The 18,429-nt window shown below is 59.6% G+C and carries 18 protein-coding genes, 3 pseudogenes and 1 riboswitch; of the genes and pseudogenes, 5 read left to right on the top strand and 16 right to left on the bottom strand.

Annotation, left to right across the window (positions count from 1 at the left end; all coding sequences use genetic code 11):
* Positions 1 to 74: 74 nt before the first annotated feature.
* Together clpB and E4P82_RS12365 are read right to left on the bottom strand one after the other, a co-directional pair.
* Positions 75 to 2,667 (bottom strand): annotated as a pseudogene (gene clpB, locus E4P82_RS12370) (ATP-dependent chaperone ClpB).
* A gap of 210 nt (positions 2,668 to 2,877) precedes the next feature.
* Complete coding sequence (locus E4P82_RS12365) at positions 2,878 to 5,076, bottom strand: InlB B-repeat-containing protein (RefSeq protein ID WP_169249179.1); 2,199 nt, start codon at positions 5,074 to 5,076, stop codon at positions 2,878 to 2,880.
* Between the two features lie 89 nt (positions 5,077 to 5,165).
* Positions 5,166 to 5,251, bottom strand: a riboswitch (cyclic di-GMP riboswitch).
* A 136-nt stretch (positions 5,252 to 5,387) separates the two neighbouring features.
* On the opposite strand from E4P82_RS12365, the gene E4P82_RS12360 reads away from it, so the two are divergent.
* Positions 5,388 to 5,795, top strand: coding sequence for a secondary thiamine-phosphate synthase enzyme YjbQ (locus tag E4P82_RS12360; protein WP_169249178.1), 408 nt, complete (start codon positions 5,388 to 5,390; stop codon positions 5,793 to 5,795).
* A gap of 15 nt (positions 5,796 to 5,810) precedes the next feature.
* Here the strand turns inward: E4P82_RS12360 and E4P82_RS12355 are convergent, their stop codons facing one another.
* The 8 genes from E4P82_RS12355 to rluD form a co-directional block, all read right to left on the bottom strand.
* Positions 5,811 to 6,971: a cystathionine gamma-synthase gene (locus E4P82_RS12355; RefSeq protein ID WP_169249177.1), complete on the bottom strand. Its 1,161-nt coding sequence runs from the start codon at positions 6,969 to 6,971 to the stop codon at positions 5,811 to 5,813.
* 112 nt (positions 6,972 to 7,083) lie between these two features.
* The gene (locus tag E4P82_RS12350; protein ID WP_169249176.1) at positions 7,084 to 8,358 is read right to left on the bottom strand and encodes an RNA-binding domain-containing protein; all 1,275 of its coding nucleotides are present in this window, start codon (positions 8,356 to 8,358) and stop codon (positions 7,084 to 7,086) included.
* 2 nt (positions 8,359 to 8,360) lie between these two features.
* Positions 8,361 to 8,960 (bottom strand): hypothetical protein, encoded by a 600-nt coding sequence (locus tag E4P82_RS12345; RefSeq protein ID WP_169249175.1) that lies wholly within the window; start codon positions 8,958 to 8,960, stop codon positions 8,361 to 8,363.
* 150 nt (positions 8,961 to 9,110) lie between these two features.
* Entirely contained in the window at positions 9,111 to 9,713 is a 603-nt protein-coding gene (locus tag E4P82_RS12340) for a hypothetical protein (protein ID WP_169249174.1), read from the bottom strand.
* 1 nt (position 9,714) lies between these two features.
* Entirely contained in the window at positions 9,715 to 10,440 is a 726-nt protein-coding gene (locus E4P82_RS12335) for an ATP-binding protein (RefSeq protein ID WP_169249173.1), read from the bottom strand.
* Positions 10,418 to 11,017: a PHP domain-containing protein gene (locus E4P82_RS12330; RefSeq protein WP_169249172.1), complete on the bottom strand. Its 600-nt coding sequence runs from the start codon at positions 11,015 to 11,017 to the stop codon at positions 10,418 to 10,420. Before E4P82_RS12330 ends, E4P82_RS12335 begins: the two co-directional genes overlap by 23 nt.
* A gap of 87 nt (positions 11,018 to 11,104) precedes the next feature.
* Positions 11,105 to 11,857: a peptidoglycan editing factor PgeF gene (gene pgeF, locus E4P82_RS12325; protein ID WP_169249171.1), complete on the bottom strand. Its 753-nt coding sequence runs from the start codon at positions 11,855 to 11,857 to the stop codon at positions 11,105 to 11,107.
* Entirely contained in the window at positions 11,850 to 12,812 is a 963-nt protein-coding gene (gene rluD / locus E4P82_RS12320) for a 23S rRNA pseudouridine(1911/1915/1917) synthase RluD (RefSeq protein WP_169249187.1), read from the bottom strand. The genes pgeF and rluD overlap by 8 nt, the downstream gene beginning before the upstream one ends.
* A gap of 82 nt (positions 12,813 to 12,894) precedes the next feature.
* Here rluD and E4P82_RS12315 point away from each other — a divergent pair, with 82 nt between their 5' ends.
* Complete coding sequence (locus E4P82_RS12315) at positions 12,895 to 13,686, top strand: outer membrane protein assembly factor BamD (protein ID WP_169249170.1); 792 nt, start codon at positions 12,895 to 12,897, stop codon at positions 13,684 to 13,686.
* Positions 13,687 to 13,786: 100 nt separating this feature from the next.
* On the top strand, positions 13,787 to 14,308 hold the full coding sequence (locus tag E4P82_RS12310; RefSeq protein WP_169249169.1) for a nitroreductase family protein: 522 nt from the start codon (positions 13,787 to 13,789) through the stop codon (positions 14,306 to 14,308).
* A gap of 40 nt (positions 14,309 to 14,348) precedes the next feature.
* On the opposite strand, the gene E4P82_RS12305 is transcribed toward E4P82_RS12310, so the two are convergent.
* Both E4P82_RS12305 and E4P82_RS12300 read right to left on the bottom strand, forming a co-directional pair.
* The gene (locus tag E4P82_RS12305; protein WP_246327560.1) at positions 14,349 to 15,089 is read right to left on the bottom strand and encodes a type III pantothenate kinase; all 741 of its coding nucleotides are present in this window, start codon (positions 15,087 to 15,089) and stop codon (positions 14,349 to 14,351) included.
* Positions 15,089 to 15,766 carry a biotin--[acetyl-CoA-carboxylase] ligase gene (locus E4P82_RS12300; protein WP_169249167.1) on the bottom strand — a complete coding sequence of 226 codons (678 nt, stop codon included), beginning with the start codon at positions 15,764 to 15,766 and terminating at the stop codon, positions 15,089 to 15,091. The genes E4P82_RS12305 and E4P82_RS12300 overlap by 1 nt, the downstream gene beginning before the upstream one ends.
* 503 nt (positions 15,767 to 16,269) lie before the next feature.
* On the opposite strand from E4P82_RS12300, the gene E4P82_RS12295 reads away from it, so the two are divergent.
* Positions 16,270 to 16,485, top strand: a complete 216-nt coding sequence (locus E4P82_RS12295; protein ID WP_169249166.1) for a hypothetical protein — start codon at positions 16,270 to 16,272, stop codon at positions 16,483 to 16,485.
* Here the strand turns inward: E4P82_RS12295 and E4P82_RS12290 are convergent.
* The 4 genes and pseudogenes from E4P82_RS12290 to E4P82_RS12275 all read right to left on the bottom strand — a co-directional run.
* On the bottom strand, positions 16,473 to 16,898 hold the full coding sequence (locus E4P82_RS12290; protein ID WP_169249165.1) for a type II toxin-antitoxin system VapC family toxin: 426 nt from the start codon (positions 16,896 to 16,898) through the stop codon (positions 16,473 to 16,475). The genes E4P82_RS12295 and E4P82_RS12290 overlap by 13 nt on opposite strands.
* Complete coding sequence (locus tag E4P82_RS12285) at positions 16,885 to 17,118, bottom strand: FitA-like ribbon-helix-helix domain-containing protein (RefSeq protein ID WP_169249164.1); 234 nt, start codon at positions 17,116 to 17,118, stop codon at positions 16,885 to 16,887. The genes E4P82_RS12290 and E4P82_RS12285 overlap by 14 nt, the downstream gene beginning before the upstream one ends.
* A gap of 128 nt (positions 17,119 to 17,246) precedes the next feature.
* Positions 17,247 to 17,757, bottom strand: a pseudogene (locus tag E4P82_RS12280) (PDDEXK nuclease domain-containing protein); the annotation flags it as partial.
* A gap of 7 nt (positions 17,758 to 17,764) precedes the next feature.
* Positions 17,765 to 17,986 (bottom strand): annotated as a pseudogene (locus tag E4P82_RS12275) (transposase); the annotation flags it as partial.
* Positions 17,987 to 18,037: 51 nt separating this feature from the next.
* Between E4P82_RS12275 and E4P82_RS12270 the strand changes: the two are divergent.
* Positions 18,038 to 18,364 carry an IS630 transposase-related protein gene (locus E4P82_RS12270; RefSeq protein WP_169249163.1) on the top strand — a complete coding sequence of 109 codons (327 nt, stop codon included), beginning with the start codon at positions 18,038 to 18,040 and terminating at the stop codon, positions 18,362 to 18,364.
* Positions 18,365 to 18,429: the final 65 nt, after the last annotated feature.

Genomic DNA, 18,429 nt, shown 5'->3' with positions numbered 1-18,429 from the left:
AAAGCAATAGGATCGATCAAAAATAAGCCACCCAAAAAAGACCGAAGCGCCTTGGAAGGCGCTTCGGTCAGGTTTTACTTGGCTAGTTTATCCGGCATCCGTTTGCGGAAATCCAGACCCTCCCCGCCGACATCCACCACCACCGTATCGTCCGGCCCGAACTCACCGGCCAAGATCCGTCGCGCCAGCGGGTTCTCCAATTCCTGCTGGATCGCCCGCTTCAGCGGCCGAGCGCCGTAGACCGGATCAAAACCGGCTTCGCCCAAGCGGTCCAAGGCCGCCACGGACACCTCCAGCCCCATTTGCCGGTCGGCCAACCGCCGACGCAAATAACCGATCTGAATACCGGCGATGGCCCGAATCTGTTCGCGACCCAGCGGATGGAACACCACCACCTCGTCAATGCGATTGATGAACTCCGGCCGAAAATGATCGGCCACCTGCGCCATCACCATGCTCTTCATCAACGGATAGTTGTCCTGCGCCGCCATCTCCTGAATCATCTGCGAACCCAGGTTGGAGGTCATCACGATCACGGTGTTGCGGAAATCCACCGTGCGGCCCTGCCCGTCGGTCAGGCGCCCGTCATCCAGCACCTGCAACAGCACGTTGAATACATCCGCATGCGCTTTCTCGACCTCGTCCAGCAGGATCACGCTGTAGGGCCGCCGTCGCACCGCCTCGGTCAAATAGCCGCCCTCCTCGTAGCCGACGTAGCCGGGTGGCGCACCGATCATCCGGGCCACGGAGTGCTTCTCCATGAACTCCGACATGTCGATCCGCACCATCGCTTCCTCGGTGTCGAACAGGAATTCGGCCAGTGCCTTGCACAGCTCCGTCTTACCCACCCCGGTGGGACCGAGGAACAGGAATGAACCGTTGGGCCGATTGGGATCGGACAGGCCGGCGCGGGAGCGGCGAATGGCGTCGCACACCGACTTGACCGCCTCGCCCTGACCTACCACCCGCCGCTGAATGGCTTCCTCCATCCGCAGCAGCTTGTCGCGCTCGCCCTCCAGCATCTTGGAGACCGGAATACCGGTCCACTTGGAAACCACCTCGGCAATTTCCTCGTCCGTGACCTTGTTGCGCAGCAGCTTGAATTCATCGTGCTCGGCGGCGCTGGCCTCGGTCAGTTTCCGTTCCAGTTCCGGGATGCGGCCGTAGCTCAACTCGGACATCCGCGTCAGATCGCCAGCACGGCGGGCCGTCTCCAGATCCAGTTTCGCCCGTTCCAGTTCCTCCTTGACCTGAGCCGAACCGTGCAAAGCCAGTTTCTCCGCTTTCCAGACTTCTTCCAGGTCGTTGTACTCGCGCTCCAATCGAGCGATTTCCTGCTCCAGCAGGTCCAGACGCTTTTTTCGACGCCTCGTCGCCTTCCTTCTTTAGCGCCTCGCGTTCGATCTTGAGTTGGATCAAGCGTCGGTCGAGCCGATCCATTTCCTCCGGCTTGGAATCGATCTCCATGCGGATGCGACTGGCCGCTTCATCCACCAGGTCGATGGCCTTGTCGGGCAGATTGCGGTCGGTGATGTAGCGATGCGACAGCGTGGCGGCGGCGACGATGGCCGGGTCGGTGATATCGACGCCATGATGAACCTCGTAGCGCTCTTTCAGGCCGCGCAGAATCGCAATGCTGTCCTCAACGCTCGGTTCGTTGACCAGCACCTTCTGAAAGCGCCGCTCCAGCGCCGCATCCTTTTCCACATACTTGCGGTACTCGTCCAGGGTGGTGGCGCCGATGCAGTGCAGCTCGCCGCGCGCCAGCGCCGGCTTGAGCATGTTGCCGGCATCCATTGCGCCCTCGGCCTTGCCGGCGCCGACCATGGTGTGCAATTCGTCGATGAATAGAATGATCTGGCCTTCTTGCTTGGCCAAATCCTTGAGCACCGCCTTCAGGCGCTCCTCGAACTCACCCCGGAATTTGGCCCCGGCGATCAACGCACCCATGTCCAGCGCCAGCACCCGCTTGCTCTTCAAGCCCTCCGGCACTTCGCCGTTGATGATGCGCTGCGCCAGCCCTTCGACGATGGCGGTCTTGCCCACACCCGGCTCGCCGATCAGCACCGGATTGTTCTTGGTGCGACGCGCCAATACCTGAATGGTGCGGCGGATTTCGTCGTCGCGGCCGATCACCGGATCGAGCTTGCCCTGTTCGGCCCGCTCGGTCAGGTCGATGGTGTATTTTTCCAACGCCTGGCGTTGATCCTCGGCGTTTTGATCCTCGACCTTCTGACCGCCGCGCATGGCGTCGATGCCGCGCTCGATCAGGCTCTTGGTCGCGCCGGTCTTGCGCAGCAGCGTGCCCAGCTCGCCCTTGTCCTCCAGCGCGGCCAGCACGAACAGTTCGGACGAGATGTAGGCATCCTTGCGCTGCTGGGCCAGCTTATCGGTCAGATTCAGCAGGCGCGACAGGCCATTGGCGATCTGCACGTCGCCGCCGGTGCCTTCCACTCGCGGCAGGCGGTCCAGCGCCTCGCCGAGCTGGGAACGCAGCAGATTGACGTTGACATCGGCCTGAGCGAGCAGCGGTCGCACCGTGCCGCCGTCCTGGTCGAGCAGAGCCGCCATCACATGCGCCGGTTCGATGAATTGGTGATCGCGGCCCACCGCCAGACTCTGGGCGTCGCTCAGGGCTAGTTGGAATTTACTGGTCAGCTTGTCCATTCGCATGGATGGTTTACCTCTGTGTCTTTAGCTTACCCAGTGAGTTGGTGTCTCCTTTGGGCGAATTCAAGTATCGATCCGTGAGCGCCTGCTCGAAAAATCATAACCATGTTTCAGAAAAAGGCTCGCCCCCGCCTGGGGGATTTCCAGAGCGGAGGCGACATTTTTAAAAGCAAGGTATCGGTTTTTTAAACAAGTCACCGACCAAGCTCAGTGTTTAAAGGTGGCGGTGACGCTCCGGGCGGCGCTCATGGTCACGGTGCAATTAGCGGTGCCGGTGCAGGCCCCGCTCCAGCCACTGAAATAGTAACCAGTAGCCGGCGTGGCGGTCAGAGCGACCGTGGTGCCGCTGAGATAGGGCTCGCTACAGTCACTGCCGCAGTTGATGCCAGCCGGGTTGCTGGTCACCGTGCCACTGCCACTGCGATAGATCGTCAGCGTGTATTTGGGAATGGCCTTGAAGGTGGCGATGACGCTCCGGGCGGCGCTCATGGTCACGGTGCAATTACCGGTGCCGGTGCAGGCCCCGCTCCAACCGCCGAAGGTGTAGCCGCTGGCCGGGGTCGCCGACAGCGTCACCACGGTGCCGTTGAGGTAGGGCTCGCTACAATCACTGCCACAATTGATCCCCGCCGGGTTGCTGGTCACCGTGCCGCTGCCGGATTTACCCACCGTCAAGGTGTATTTGGGCAGGGTGGTGAAGGTGGCGGTAACATTCTTGGCCGTGGTCATGCTGAGTGTGCAGTTAGCGGTACCAGTGCAGGCGCCCGACCAACCAGCGAATGTTGCGCCAACGTCCGCCGTGGCGGTGAGGGTGACGCTGGTTCCGCCGGCGTAGTTTTCGGTGCAGTCACCGCCACAGTCGATGCCGGTGCCGGTCACCGTGCCGCTGCCGGATTTCGATACCGTCAGGGTATAAGAAGCCGAGGGTGGTGGAGTCTGCTGGGCAACGCGAAAGTTCGCTACCGCCATCCGGGTATTGTTTAAAGACAGCGCATTATTTGCCGCATTCGAGATGGTTTCACTGATGCCGCAGGCGATACCGCCCACACAAGTAATGGCTGGATTTGAGAACTTGCCAAGGCGAGGATTGATATAACTCATCACTGTGCCGAACGTGCCGTCGATGCCATAACCGTAAGAGTAGGGATAGGCGCCCAACCCGCCGCCAGCGTTAGCGCGATCATGCATACTGCCCATATTGTGGCCAAGCTCGTGTGCAAAGCTCAGGTCCAGACAATAATAACCAGAGCCATTCACATCACGGCCATCGCTCACCACCGAATAACCATAGCCAGCATACGACGATATCGGCTGTCCACCGTAACCGCCCACCCAAGCGACGCCACAACCGCCAGCGGTACTTTGGTTAAAAGGGCGCACCAGTGAAACCAGATCAGCACCGTAGGTATCACGTAGGCTGGCAACGCCAGCCAAGGCCGGATCGCTTCCGGCCGTCAAGGCATCGAGCGCAGTCGAGTTAGAAGTCGTGTCGCTGTACTCAACTTGCTGTTTGTGGACCAGACGCAGGTCGATATAAACGCCGCTATCGCGATAAGCTTGATTGGACAACGCCACTAATTGATCGAGCCGTGCCGATAGACCGCTGCCCAACCGGTTAGCCAAGCCGGGCGTGTACAGAATCATCACATCAATGGTGACAGGCGTAGTATTGGCAGCGGTAACCACAAGATCTTTGCGCGGGTCCAAACCGTCAAAAGGGAAGAGAAACTCACCCTTGATTGGTGAACCGCCCGAAATCGCCCCTCCATTATCCCGCGCGGAGGCGCCGGGATTCCCGGGCGATAACTGCCGATGAACTTCTTCGGGTAGGGGGATTAACGCATCATTCGAACCCGGTCCCTCCGGGGCCAAACCAGCGGCCTGGGGATCGATCAGCCATTCACCATCAGCATCGGTTTCGACTAAGAATTCGCCGTCCGGCGTGTAGACGCGACCCGATACCCCACCTTCGCCGAAGGTGATAACGGCCCGGTAGTCATCGCCGTAGCCTTCTAGTGAGCCCACCCAGGTTACGTTGCCGCTGGGATGATCGAAACGATTGTCGAAATTTAGTACATAACTGACGCCCAAGGGCAGGGACAGGCGCGCTTCGCTCCCCAACGAAAGCTTCGCCAGCTTTCGATTAAACTGGATCGGTTGGCGACCTGCTTCGATCTGGTTCGCTAAGGTGGCCCGCTTAGTGGCTCGGGGAAAAAACAACTCGGGAGCGCCATCAAGGGCGGAGGGACTCGGATCGAAATCGGTCGCGTGCGTCGATACACCGCAGAAAGTCAAGACCAGTGCAAGCGTGGCCAGTCGGCAAAATCTTGCCAAGCCATGCCCTTGCAAAGTTTCGAACGAACCAAGTAGAGTTGGAAAAGAAGAAGAATTCTCAGTTTCAGTCATGACGGCACATACCAAAAACATCAGAAAAATGTGCGGTCCATGACCAAGCCATCAAAGCAGTGGAAAGCCGGCACGCCAAGGGCGCTGAATCTGGCGGTTCCGCTGTCATAGGGCGAGGCCCCTTAGACCGGTAACTTTGCGTCGCTACCTTTCGGTAGTTTTGCCCTTTACAGCCTTATTCTGATCTTATGACAGGCAAACCGTGTACCACTTTTCCTGCAGTCAATAAACCATCGTCATATCCTGCGGCGCGATCACCGCTTTCACCCCAGCTCCGCAAGTACCTACTACCCCGGCGAGGTTTTTAATCCATGCATCACCTGCTCCGCTTCAGTACCCGCCAAGCTCAGGAACTGCTCGACATCACCGAACAAGTTCGCGCCGCCGCACGCGATAGCGGGGTCGCCAACGGGCTGGTCAACGTCTACGCCCAGGGCGCGACCGCCGCCATCATGATTCAGGAAAACTGGGACGCGAGCGTGCCGACCGACGTGGTCAATCTGCTGCGCAAGCTGATTCCGCCGGGCGTCTGGCTGCACGACCAGCAGGACGGCAACGGCGATGCCCATCTCAAGGCGGGTCTGGTCGGTCCGTCCGAGACCATCCCGATCATCGACGGCAAACTGGGGCTATCCACTTGGCAGGGGATTTTCTTTTGCGAGTTCGATGGTCCCCGCTCGACCCGAACGGTGGTCTGCACCGTGCTGGCGGCGGATTGAACACGCTCGGCGCGGTCACTCCAGCGCCTGCGCCAGATCGGCGACCAGATCCTCGACATCCTCGATCCCCACCGACAGTCGCACCAGTCCGTCGTCGATGCCCAGATCCCGGCGTACCTCCGGCGGCACCGAGGCATGGGTCATGATCGCCGGGTGCTCGATCAGGCTTTCCACTCCGCCCAGACTTTCGGCCAAAACGAACACCTGGCAACGGGTCAAAAACCGCGTGACCTCGGCCAGACCGCCGCGCACCACCGCGCCGATCATGCCGCCGAAACCGCGCATCTGCCGCCGCGCCAGCTCGTGCTGGGGATGGCTGGGCAAGCCGGGATAGATCACTCGTTCGATCTTCGGATGCCGCTCCAGCCAGGCGGCGATGTGCAGGGCGTTGGCACTGTGCCGTTCCATGCGCAGCGCCAGGGTTTTCAGGCCGCGTAGGACCATGAAGCTGTCGAACGGGCTGGTGACCGCGCCGATGGCGTTTTGCAGATAACCCAACCGTTCAGCCAGTTCCTTCCCTTGGCACACCGCCACCCCACCGATGACGTCGGAATGACCGTTCAGATACTTGGTCGCCGAATGGACGACGATATCGAAACCGGATTCCAGCGGTCGTTGCGCCCAGGGCGTGGCGAAGGTGTTGTCGGCCACCGCCAGAATGCCGCGCGGGCGGGCCACGGCGGCGATCATCTCCAGGTCCACCAGTTTCAGCAGCGGATTGCTGGGCGTCTCCACCCAGATCATCCGCGTTTTCGGTGTCAGCGCCGCTTCCAGCGCCGCCCGGTCGCGTAGGTCGGAGTAGGTGAAGCTCAGCCCGGCGCTACGCCGTCGCACCTGCTCGAACAGCCGCCGGGTACCACCGTAGATGTCGTCCAGCGCCACCACATGATCGCCGCTGTCCAGCAGTTCCAGCACTGTCGAAGTCGCGGCCAGACCCGAGGCGAAGGCAAAGCCAGCATCGCCGCCTTCCAGATCGGCCACGCAGCGCTCGTAGGCAAAGCGGGTGGGATTCTGGCTGCGCGAATACTCGAAACCCTGGTGCACGCCGGGGCTGGATTGCACGTAAGTCGAAGTGGCGTAAATCGGCGTCACCACCGCGCCGGTGGTCGGATCCGGCGACTGGCCGGCGTGAACGGCGCGGGTGGAAAAACCCGGTGTTTGGGAAGTATTGGTCATGGGTGAAATCTTCGTAACTTGGAGAATCAGTTTATCCAGGCAAAACGCGAATCTCGTCGATCATCCGCTGCGGGTCTTGGCAGGAGCGGAGTCGACTTGCTCGGCACGGAGTTCACTTGGCGGGAAGAGGCAAAGCGGGTGGTCGGTACAGAACGATCTGGACGCGATCCTCATCGGCCAGAATTTCCGGTTCCCGCGCGCCAATAGCTTTCATGCCGGGAATAATCTTGCGTCGAACGCCCATGCCACGGGCATCTACATAACCGTAATCCCGCAGCACGTCCACGAGCAGAGGATTTCGGGGTGACCGCTGGCCCGCTTTCATTTTCTCCACGGTCATGGTATTCGGCAACGAGCCAGGACTGGTCACTTCAACTCGATCCTGATAAACACACAATTCCACGTCACCAGCCCGCGTCCAGTCGCGGTGAGCAAATGCGTTGAGCAACGCTTCTCGTAACACCTCGGGTGGATAAAACCATATCTTCTCCCGAGTCAACATCTCCGCGCTGGGTCCATGCTCTTGCGATATGAACGGCTTCAGTAAGTTGACCGCGCGCTCCAGCAGACCCATCTCGGTTTTTTCCTGTTCAGTAGACCAGCCGATTTCGCTCTCTCCACGGCTTAACGGTTCTCTCAACTCGGTAAGAGGGCCATTCAATACCTCATCCAAGATTGCCTCATAACTCCGGTCCTGGGTGTCAAAAACCATCAAACGCAATCCAGCCTGACGCAATAGTCGTCTTGGCGCACGTCCAAACAGCAAGAGTCCCGCCACCGTGGCCATCACCCCATGCTCGGTTTCGGTCAGGAATCCCAGAGCGCACAAACGCCTTTCCCATTCCTCATGAGCGCTAGGCGGCGCATCCTGTAACAGACGACCAATGTAATCGGCAAGTCGGTGTTTATCCAACGAATCCAATGCCGAGCCCGAAACCGGTAATACCTCGGTATGCAGCATTCGGCTTTCTTGGAACAGGCGAGCTTGTTGTTCACGAGTCGCCAATCGGCTTTGGCTACCCACGCGCAGATAAATATCCTCACGATCATTGGCGCGAACCACATAGGGTTTCGCAACGCCCTGCTCCACGGTAACAATCGCTACTCGCTTACCGTCATCCAGCACCACTTCTTCGTAATAAGGAATGATGGCTGGATGAATGTAGCGCCCAAACACAGTGTCCATGATCCACAATTCCAGATTGTGACGACCAATCCCGGTGATCGAACCATCATCCTCCACGCCAATCAGCAACCGCCCACCACGGACGTTGGCAAAGGCTACAAGTTCCTTGGCTAGTTGTTCCGGTCGGAGGTCATCGCGCTTGAACTCAATGCCTGAGTTCTCACCCGCGCCAATCAACTCCAGTAACTCCGTCTTAAGCATGATCAATATCCATACTTGGCGCGACGCATTTCGAAGGCATCCCGCCCACCTTCGAGGATTTGACTCACCCGTATCTTGACGGAGTCAAGATCGATGGACCCCATGGCCAACTCATCAACCCCACTGTGATGCACTTGTTCGTAGAGTGGAGCGATCCACTCCGCATCGCCAAAAACGGGAATATTAGCATTATGGGTAGCTAACAGAAACTGCCGACATTGTTTGGTAGCACGCAATTCCTGCACGATATGGTCGGCAATAAATGCATTGTCCAGATGATCCTCTGGTTGGTCGGCGATGAGCGGTTCATGACTCTCCAATAACAGTAGATGCAAAATGGCAGTACATTTCTGTCCAGTGGAAAGATCATTCACCGACTTAAAATCCGTACCCTCTCCTGCCACATTGAGCAGCAGTTCCACACTAGGCTCAAGCATGATTTCTTCCAGGGCAAGACGCTTTTCGAGAGGCAGTGAGGACATTCGCTCCGCAGTCACACGAGAAAGCCCTATTTCCTTATACTGTTCCAATAGCGCCATTACACCCTTATCAATTGCATCCAACAGGGCCGCGATCGACAGAGTGGGCACCTCATCAACCAACGAACCTTGGCCTCGCCAACCCCTTCGATAGTCAGCAAAAAATCTTTTAGTGGGTCTCTATTTCCCCATTCCTTGACCGCAATCCTGAGTTTATCCGTCAGTGCTTTTTTGTTCAGATCCTTGGCTGCCCTGTTCAGACGATCAAATATTTCATGCTGCATGGCACGCCATTCGGACAGCAGATTGCGACGTTCCTCTTCCAGCGCCGCGAACAAGCGTCGTTGCGTCTCTTTTTTTCGCCGCCAGCGGTCGCAAGGCTTCGACCTGCTGGATAACTCGACCGTATTCTCTCCCGATCTCTTCGCCACTCTTTCCAGCCAAACCGGGAAGGCTCGCCACCACTTGATACACGCGCCCTTCGATGGCATGCCTTCCGGTATTCCATTCAGATTCAACATACTGGATCGTCGATAGCAATTGTTCCACACGCATCGCAATTTTCTGACACAGTATCTTCAAATCAGCATTGCCTTCCTCAATTTTCTCTCGCAGCCTAGTCCACAGGTTAGCGTGCGGCAGTTCGGCCACTGCCGTATCCGCCAAGTAGGCTAGATCTTCAGACAGCGCCTCTTGCAAGGCTGCAAGAGCGGCAGCAACGTTCTCAGCATCCGCTTTAGTTCGTTCAAGTACTTGGCGTTCCCGCTGGACGAGGCGTAGCTCTCCCAGTTTCTCCTCAAGATGAAGCGTTTGAAAGTATTCGGATCGCTCTTCGAGTACCGACAGTTGATTCAATCGCGATTCCAAGTTATCCAACTCATTCCTCGTCTTGACGATCTTTAAGCGATTTTCGGCAAGCTTTTTCGCTAATTCCTGCTGCCGAGTCAAATCCAATCGGGTTTCTAACAATAATCCGCGCACCAAATCGAAAACCATGGTTGGCGACTTGGCAATTTCCAGAATCTCGTTTTTGACCATAAATGGCGATGGCGGGTAGCAGTGTGGATGGCGAGAGTCTGGATAACTGGCTGTATTCGTCCCGAACCTCAGCAGGTTCGCCATAGCGGCGACTAATTGTGAAACATCGGCCAAGCTGAGCAGCGGAACGCACTCGTAAATATACCATACCACCGTTTTCGAGGGCGTTTCTCACCAGTGCGGTGTGAGCTTTCCGTGCATCCTCGCCGATTGGCTGTAATTCGAGCGCATAACGAATGCATTCAATCAGGGTGGATTTGCCTGTACCTCTCCCCCCAATGATCGCATTCAGGTTGTTGGACAAATGTAGACGCAGGCCATCGAAATAACCATTATCAATAGCGATCGCTTCAATTTCCGCGTAAGAAGACTTCGGTTCCGCAAGGCGAATTCGTGACTCGGGATCGAGAAATGCTTGGATCAGCGCCTCGATACTTGGCTCGGTCATTTTGATGAAACACGAAGCGGCAGGCTTGGCTAAATCCTCATCGCAATTCACATCCGCCGCATGGAGGCAGGCGATATCTCGCTCTCGAGCATAGTCAGGATTTTTTGTTTTGCACAATCTGTCTGTAATTCGACGGTAGATCCTCCACCGAACCTGGAATATGACCAGCCAATACCCAGCGACTCTCACGCCACGCATCGTGTCGCTTTAACTGAAGGATACCGTTCTCCTGGGTCATGTGCGGTGCATACCAGACACCGCCTTGCTTCTCCAAGACTGTGCGTGCGATATCCAGAGAGCCCTTGTCCGCTGGCTTGATCGGGTCATCGAGATGAACACCCAACGCGCCTCGGAACTCCCGCAGGCGCTGCGATGACGTTCCCAGCGCATATAAACAAACCATGTGAAAACCTTCGAGACTGGTTATCTCGAAGCCGGGAAACACTTTGATACCGGCTGCTGTTAGCGTGGCGGCCAAATCGTCGTAAAGCTCGAAACCATCATGATCCGCCAATCCCACGACCTCAATGCCGTGGTTGCGGCATGCTTCCAACATGTTTTGGTTGAACGCGGGTAAATCCGTTTGGTGTTGCCCTCGCCACTTAGCTAGGTAAGCACCCGTATTAACCTGCAACGCGCATTTCCAAAACCGCGCGCCACGAGATTTAGCCAAGGCTTCCTCAATCGGTGTCATGCCAAACTCCGCTCGTGAGTATTGCTTATCCTAATATCACATCCCCATGATTCTCTAAAAGTATTTCCTCGCCACATGGAATTTCCATCAGCCATAATCCAACCAAATCAAACTCGCCATTCGCCCGGTGCGATTCTCTCGGCGGTAGGAGAAAAACCGTTCCGGCTCGCTGAACGTGCAAAATTCTCCACCGTAAACCGCCGAGACGCCCAAGCCACGCAACTGCCGCCGTGCCAGTTCGTAGAGATCCGCCAGCCAGCGCCCGGCCGGCGAGGGTCGGAAACAGGCGGCGTTGCCCGCGTCCAGCGCCAGGAAGGCCGCGCGTACTTCCTCCCCTACTTCGAAGGCGTCGGGACCGATCGCCGGCCCCAACCAGGCCAGCAGCTCCACCGGTGGCACCTCCAAGCGCGCCACGGTCGCCGCGATCACTCCAGCGGCCAAACCGCGCCAACCGGCGTGGGCCGCCGCGACCACCGTCCCGGCGCGGTCGCACAGCAACACCGGCAGGCAATCAGCGGTCATCACCACGCAGGGCCGACCCGGCTCGCGCGTCCAGGCCGCGTCGGCGACAACCGGCGCGCTTACCGTTTCCGCCGCAACCGCATGAATTCCGTGGACCTGCTCCAACCAGGCCGGTTCAGTGGACAATCCCAGTACCGCCGCCAGTTGCCGCCGATTCCCGGCGACGCGGACCGGATCGTCGCCGACGTGCCCGGCCAAGTTGAAGCCGTCGTAGGGCGGCAAGCCATCTCCGCCACGGCGGGTCGTGCTCACCGCTCGCACCGTGGCCGGCGCGGGCCACTCGGGCACCAGCAGATATTCAGAGAGGAGTTCATTCATGTCGATGATCCGCGTCTTCGCCGAGCGCCGTTAGTAAATCCGCCAGATCGGCGGGAATCTCCGCTCGCCATTCCAACCCTTCGCCGGTGATCGGATGGAGGAACGCCAATCGTTCGGCGTGCAGGGCCTGCCGGCGGAAGCCTTGGATCGCCGCGATGCAGGCCGACGCGGCATTCGGCGGAATGCGCGGCCGACCGCCGTACACCGGATCGCCCAGCAGCGGAAAGCGGATATGGGCCATGTGGACCCGGATCTGGTGAGTACGACCGGTTTCCAATTTGACCCGCAACAGCGCGTGGGCGCGGAAGCGGCGCCGCACTCGATAATGCGTTACCGCTGGCTTGCCGCCCGCCGTCACCGCCATGCGCTGGCGGTCCACCGGGTGGCGACCGACCGGCGCGTCCACCGTTCCACCCGCCACCGGCACGCCGTTGACCACCGCCAGATACTCCCGCGCGATGGCTCGCGCCTGCATCTGCGCGACCAGCGCGGTGTACGCTCGTGGGCTGCGCGCCACCACCAGCAGGCCACTGGTATCCTTATCCAAGCGATGCACCAAACCGGCGCGCGGCAGGGCCGCCAGTTCCGGTGCGCGATACAGCAAGGCATTGACCAGCGTGCCATCGCGATTGCCGGCGGCCGGATGCGCCACCAATCCAGCCGGTTTGTCGATCACCAACAGATCGTCATCTTCGTACAATACGACCAGCGGAATCGCCTGGGGCAGAGCCGTGGTTTCGATCTCGAACTCCAGATCGCCGCTCACGGTTTCCCCGCCGGCGACCGGGTCGCGCGGCCGGCGAACGACGCCGTCCACGCGCAATTGGCCGTCCTTGAGCCACTGTTGCAAGCGACTGCGCGAATAGGTCGGCAGCAACGCCGCCAATGCCTGATCCAACCGCATTCCGGCACAGGCGGGGGGAATCCAGCAATCGATTCGTTCGGTCGGAGGCATGATGGCTTTTGGCGGTTCGAGGGTTATACTGGTTTCGATCATGCATTCTACTCCCGACAATCGCCGCCTCATGCCATCATCCATGCGCCGCATATCAAAACTGCTTCTTGCCGGTCCGCTCGTGGCCGCGCTGTTGGTCGGCTGCTCGCTGCTGCCGGAAAAGATCGACGAAACCCAGGGCTGGTCGGTCCAACAGCTCTATAGCGAAGCCAAGGACTCCATGAGTTCGGGCAACTACAAGACCGCCATCGAGTATCTGGACAAGATCCAGGCCCGCTATCCGTTCGGCCGCTATGCCCAGCAAGCCCAGATCGACACCATTTACTGCCAATACAAGGACAACGAGCCGGACGCCGCCATCGCCGCCGCCGACCGCTTCATCAAGGCCAACCCGCGGCATCCCTACGTGGATTACGCCTATTACATGAAGGGTCTGGCGAACTTCAACCGCAGCAATAGCCTGCTGGAAAGGCTCGCGCCCACCGATCGCGACAAAACCGACACCAACACCGCCCGCCAGGCTTACAGCGATTTCGCCGAACTGGCCCGCAAGTTCCCCGATAGCAAGTATGCCGAGGATGCCCGGCAGCGCATGCTGTTCCTGCACAACAGCCTGGCGGCTTACGAAGTCAACGTGGCCGATTTCTACATGCGGCGAGGCGCCTATGTTGCCGCCCTCAACCGCGCCACTTATGTATTGAAAACCTATTCGCGCACTCCAGCCGCCGAGGATGCGCTCAGCATCATGACCCAGGCTTACATCAAGATGGGTATGCCGCAACTCGCCAACGACAGTCTGCGGGTGCTGGAGCGCAACTACCCGCAATCGCCAGAACTACCGAAGTTGAACGCACTGCTTAAAGGCACCGGCTAACGGTCCGTTTTTCCCCTCATCCTCGTCGCTGATCCACGAGGGAAAGGGAGTTTTCAACGCCTCCGAACGAGGTCTGCTCGATTGCCGAGAGGGTCGCGCCATGTGGGATTTCTTCGAAACCGTCCGCCACCGCCATTCCGTGCGCAAGTACCAGCCGGACATGCCGGTCGAAACCGAAAAACTGCATGCCATTCTGGAAATGGCCTGCGCTGCCCCATCGGCCGGCGATTTGCAGTCTTACCGCATCGTGGTGACGAGCGACCCGGCCGAACGGGAAGCGCTGGCCCAAGCCTCCCGTGGGCAATCCTACATCACCGAAGCGCCGGTCTGTCTGGTGTTCTGCGCCGACCCGACCCGCTCGGCCACCGCCTTTGGCGAGCGCGGCGCCAAACTGTACGCCCTGCAGGACACCACCATCGCCGCCGCCTACGCGCAACTAGCCATCGTCGCCGCTGGCATGGGTTCCATCTGGATCGGCGATTTCGAGGAAGAGCGCGTCCGCGAGATCCTGCAACTGGAAGCGGGGCTGACCCCGCTTGCCCTGCTGAGTCTGGGCTATCCGGCGGAATTGCCGGAACCCAGTCCACGTCGGTGGCTGGATGAAGTTGTGACGTGGCGGTAGCCCGCCCGTCGTCAGGGTAGCTACCGCGGGCGCAAAGCGCCTATTTCGCTTGATCCCGAGCGGCGATCACCCGTAAGCCGGTGAAAATCAAATCCGGTTCCCACCGGTACTCGCCTTGTAGGTGAGGCAGCACAATTTCCGCGTCGCCGCCGGTCAGCAGGCGCAAACCGGAGCCGTGATCGGCGATCATCCGCCCGGTGATGCCGTCTATCGCCGAGGCGACCGCGTACACCGCTCCGCCCCACACACAGTCGCGGGTACTCTGGCCGAACAACCGCGCCTCCCCCACCTCCGGGGGAATCTGCCGGGTTTCCCGATACAGCGCTTCGCGCATCAAGCGCATTCCCGGAATAATGACTCCGCCCAGATGCCGTCCATCCGCCGCCAGGGCATCGATGGTAACCGCCGTGCCGCAATCCACCACGTAACAGGGTCGATCGGTCAGCACCCGCGCGGCGATCATCGCCACCCAGCGATCCGCGCCCATTCGTTCCGGCTCGGCGTAGGAATTGCGAATGCCGCAGGCCGCCGCCGTCGAGACCACGAACTCCGTCGCAATCCCCCAGTGTTGATCGATCCATTCCGCCAGACCGGCGCGGGCCTCGGGTCCGGCCACGCTGACGATCACTACCCGCGTCGGTTGCGGCAAATCCGCCCACAGTCGGGCCGCGAGCCCGGCCCAGGTCTCTTCGCCGCGACTGGCCTGGCCACGCTGCGGGAACTCACCCCCTTCACAGGTTGCCCACTTGATCCGGCTGTTACCGACATCCGCCAGTAGCATCACGGTTCAAGCCTCAAACCGATCTCTCCACCCAGATAGGTGTTCACTCGGCCGTCCGCGCTTTCCAACAACAGCGCGCCGCTGGCATCCACGCCACGGACGATGCCGGTCACGGCGGCGTTCGGCAGGCGCAGTCGCACCCGGCGACCGGCCATCAGGTCGAAACCGGCCCATTCCTGGGCCAGATCGGCGAAACCACCTTGCTCGAACCGGCCAAATATCTCCACCAACTCATTAATCAATAGCGCGGCCAAACGATTGCGGGACATCTCTCCATTACCCAGAATCTCCCGCAAATCGACCCAGGGCTGATCGATGACCAACGCCGCCTGTCGCGGTAGCGCCACGTTCAGGCCGATGCCGGCCACGACATGCAGGGTTCCCGCGCTGGCGCCGGATTCCAACAGGATTCCGCCCAGCTTGCGCTCCCGCCACAGCACATCGTTCGGCCACTTCAGCCCGACCTCCGTCACGCCCAACGCCCGCAGACTCCGGGCGACGGCAATGCCAGTCGCCAGACTCAAGCCGCTCAGCCCCGCCGGCTGTCCGTCGAACCGCCACAGCAGCGAACCGAATAGCCCGGCGCCGAACGGTGACACCCAGGAGCGCCCCAGACGGCCCCGCCCCGCCTTGTTGGCGCTCGGCCAGGCAAACCGCGCCGCCCGGCCATTCCTCACCAGCCCTGGCCAGTAAATAGGTGTTGGTGGAATCCAGCAGCGGATATACCTCCAGCCGACTCAAGCGGATCCGGGTCTCATCGCTCAAGCCAGCGGCGATCCGCTGGCGGTCGAGCAATTCCAGCGGTTCCGCCAAGCGGTAGCCATCGCCCGGCAAGGCGCGTGGCTCCAGTCCCAGATCTCGCAAGGCCAGTACCGCTTGCGCCAGCGTTGCCGGTTCCGCCGACAAACGCTCGACCAGTTCCCGTTCGGTGTGCGCCGCGCCATCCGCCAAGAGGGTCAACAAAGCCTGCTCCAATTCCGTATCCGTCATGATCGCACTCTTCTCACTATCTCGATTCCGCAATAAAAAATGGCCGCAGTCAAGTTTTTCTAGCGAAACACCTCGCCCGAAAAAACTCAACGTGACATGAAGTTACGGTCAGCGCTCTGCTCGTGGACGGACGGCGGCTGGACTGACCAAAGACCACTGGGGCAACCATGGCAGGCGTTCGACTTCCGCAGTGGTTGGCGGCCATTTCCTTCAGGATTTTCGGGATGCCGGTGGAGCGTCCTTCGGTCACCTCCAGTTCCTTCAGGAACTCGCCGATGCGTTGGGACAGCGTACCACCTCGCACACGCCCTTGACGAAGGCGGACAGCGATTGGGTGCTGGCAATGGGTTTGAACCGCTTGCCGGATGGACTTTTCTTGGGACGCGGCATGATTCAGGCAGTTTGAGAAAATGGATTCAGCACGCGCACGCCGGTGCCAGCGAAATCATCGACATTGCGCGTCACCAGCGTGAGGTCATGGATCAGCGCCGTAGCGGCGACTTGCTTGTCCAGCGCGTTTTCCGGCCAGGGCACGCCCAAGCGGCCCCAGACCTGTGCCGTATCCAGATCAAACGTCAAGACGGAATCGCGATAATCCTGCATCAACTCGGTCAGCCAAGCTTCCAGCAATTCGGCCTGCGGAACGTCGCCGCGATGGCGGATGAGATCCACGCCACGCCGCAATTCACCCAGCGTCACCACCGACAGCCAGACGCGCGCATCCTGCTGCACGCATTGGCTGAAAAACGCCACGACGCCCGCATCCGCCTTGCGGCCTTTGCGTGCCTCGCTGATGACGTTGGTGTCAATCAAATACACGCGACGCCTCGCGCTCCTGCACGCGTGCGAAATCGGCGTCTTCGCCGACGTTGGGCATCGCGGCCAGCACTTCGGCCAGCGAACGGCGGCGCGGCTGGAGCAAGACTTCGGCCAGCACAGCGCGATGCTCGGCCTCGGTGCTGCGACCGTGGCGCGCGGCGCGCGACTTCAGCGCCTTGACAATGGCGTCATCGACATTGCGAACGATCAGACTGGACATGGGCGATCCTCCGAGCGAGATGCTATCAATGATAGCAAGCCAGGATTCGGGAGCAAGAGCTTGTGCGAGCAGGCGTTGCGGCAGGCTCGGATGGATTTGGGGGATTTTGGCGCGTTCACGCCAGTTCGTTATTCGTCGCCATCGGCTGCATCGCTCGCGTTTTGCAGGTAGAACTCGTGCAGCTTGGCTTGCAGCAGCGCCTTGTCCGGCAACTGGGTCTGGTACTCGGCGATCAATGCGGGCGAGGTGCTGCGACTATGGAAAAACAGCAAGTCCAGCGCGAAATCACGCCCGCCCACCTGCACGGGATATTCGCTGCCGACGAAGCAAAAATCCCGGCCCAGTTCGATCAGGAAATCCTTGAGCCGCGCCGGCAGGCCGCGATGCAAATCGGCTTCCGCGTGGCTATCGGGAAGCTCAAGAAACTCCACCAAATAGCTGTCCCGGAACACGGTGGCCGCGTCCGGGTGGATTTGTGTCACCAGTGGTAAGACTTTTGCGGGACTCAATACCGTTCGCTCGAACAGCGTGGCCTTGAACTGGCGCTCCAATTGGCGGCTGCTCCACTGCTCGCACACCGCCAACCGCAGGGTAGAACGCCCGTTCTTCCGGGTGCTTGCTCTGGCCCAGGATGCTGAGAGCCTGTTTACGATCTCCTAATTAAGAGTGCGAGGAAGGCGAGAACGACCATGTTTCGGCTTGTGTTGAGTTTGCGCTCGCAGTTTTTCCAGAGGCGGCGGGATTTTTCGAGCCAGCCGAAGGATCGCTCCACCACCCACCTTTTGGGCAAGACTGAGAAAGTATGGAGTTCATTGCGTTTCACGACCTCCACCGTTGCCCCGATGATGTCCTTCACGGCAGTAGCAAAAAGGCTCTCCCGTATATAGCAAAACAAATTTATTTTGATCATATTTAACGAATGGCCTACTCAATCGATTTTCGTCGTAAAGTGCTGGGCGTTCGGGAGCGGGAACAGTTGTCGATCACCCAAGTGGCCCAGCGGTTTGCGGTGGGGAAAGCGAGCGTGATGCGCTGGCTGAAGCAGGTCGAGCGCAAGCCATCAGGGTTTCGGCGACGCAAGCTGGACGTGGCGGCGCTAGAGCAAGACCTGCGGGACTACCCTGACGCCTACCAGCGCGAGCGAGCGGCCCGACTCGGCGTGACGCAGAATGCGATTTGCTATGCGCTGAAGCGGAAGCTGCGCGTGTCGTATATAGCAAAACAAATTTATTTTGATCATATTTAACGAATGGCCTACTCAATCGATTTTCGTCGTAAAGTGCTGGGCGTTCGGGAGCGGGAACAGTTGTC

Origin of the sequence: Candidatus Competibacter phosphatis (assembly GCF_012939995.1) — a bacterium.
GTDB classification, from domain to species: domain Bacteria; phylum Pseudomonadota; class Gammaproteobacteria; order Competibacterales; family Competibacteraceae; genus Competibacter; species Competibacter phosphatis.
The sequence above is the reverse complement of the archived record's forward strand: the minus strand, read 5'-3'. Positions and strand labels throughout refer to the sequence as shown.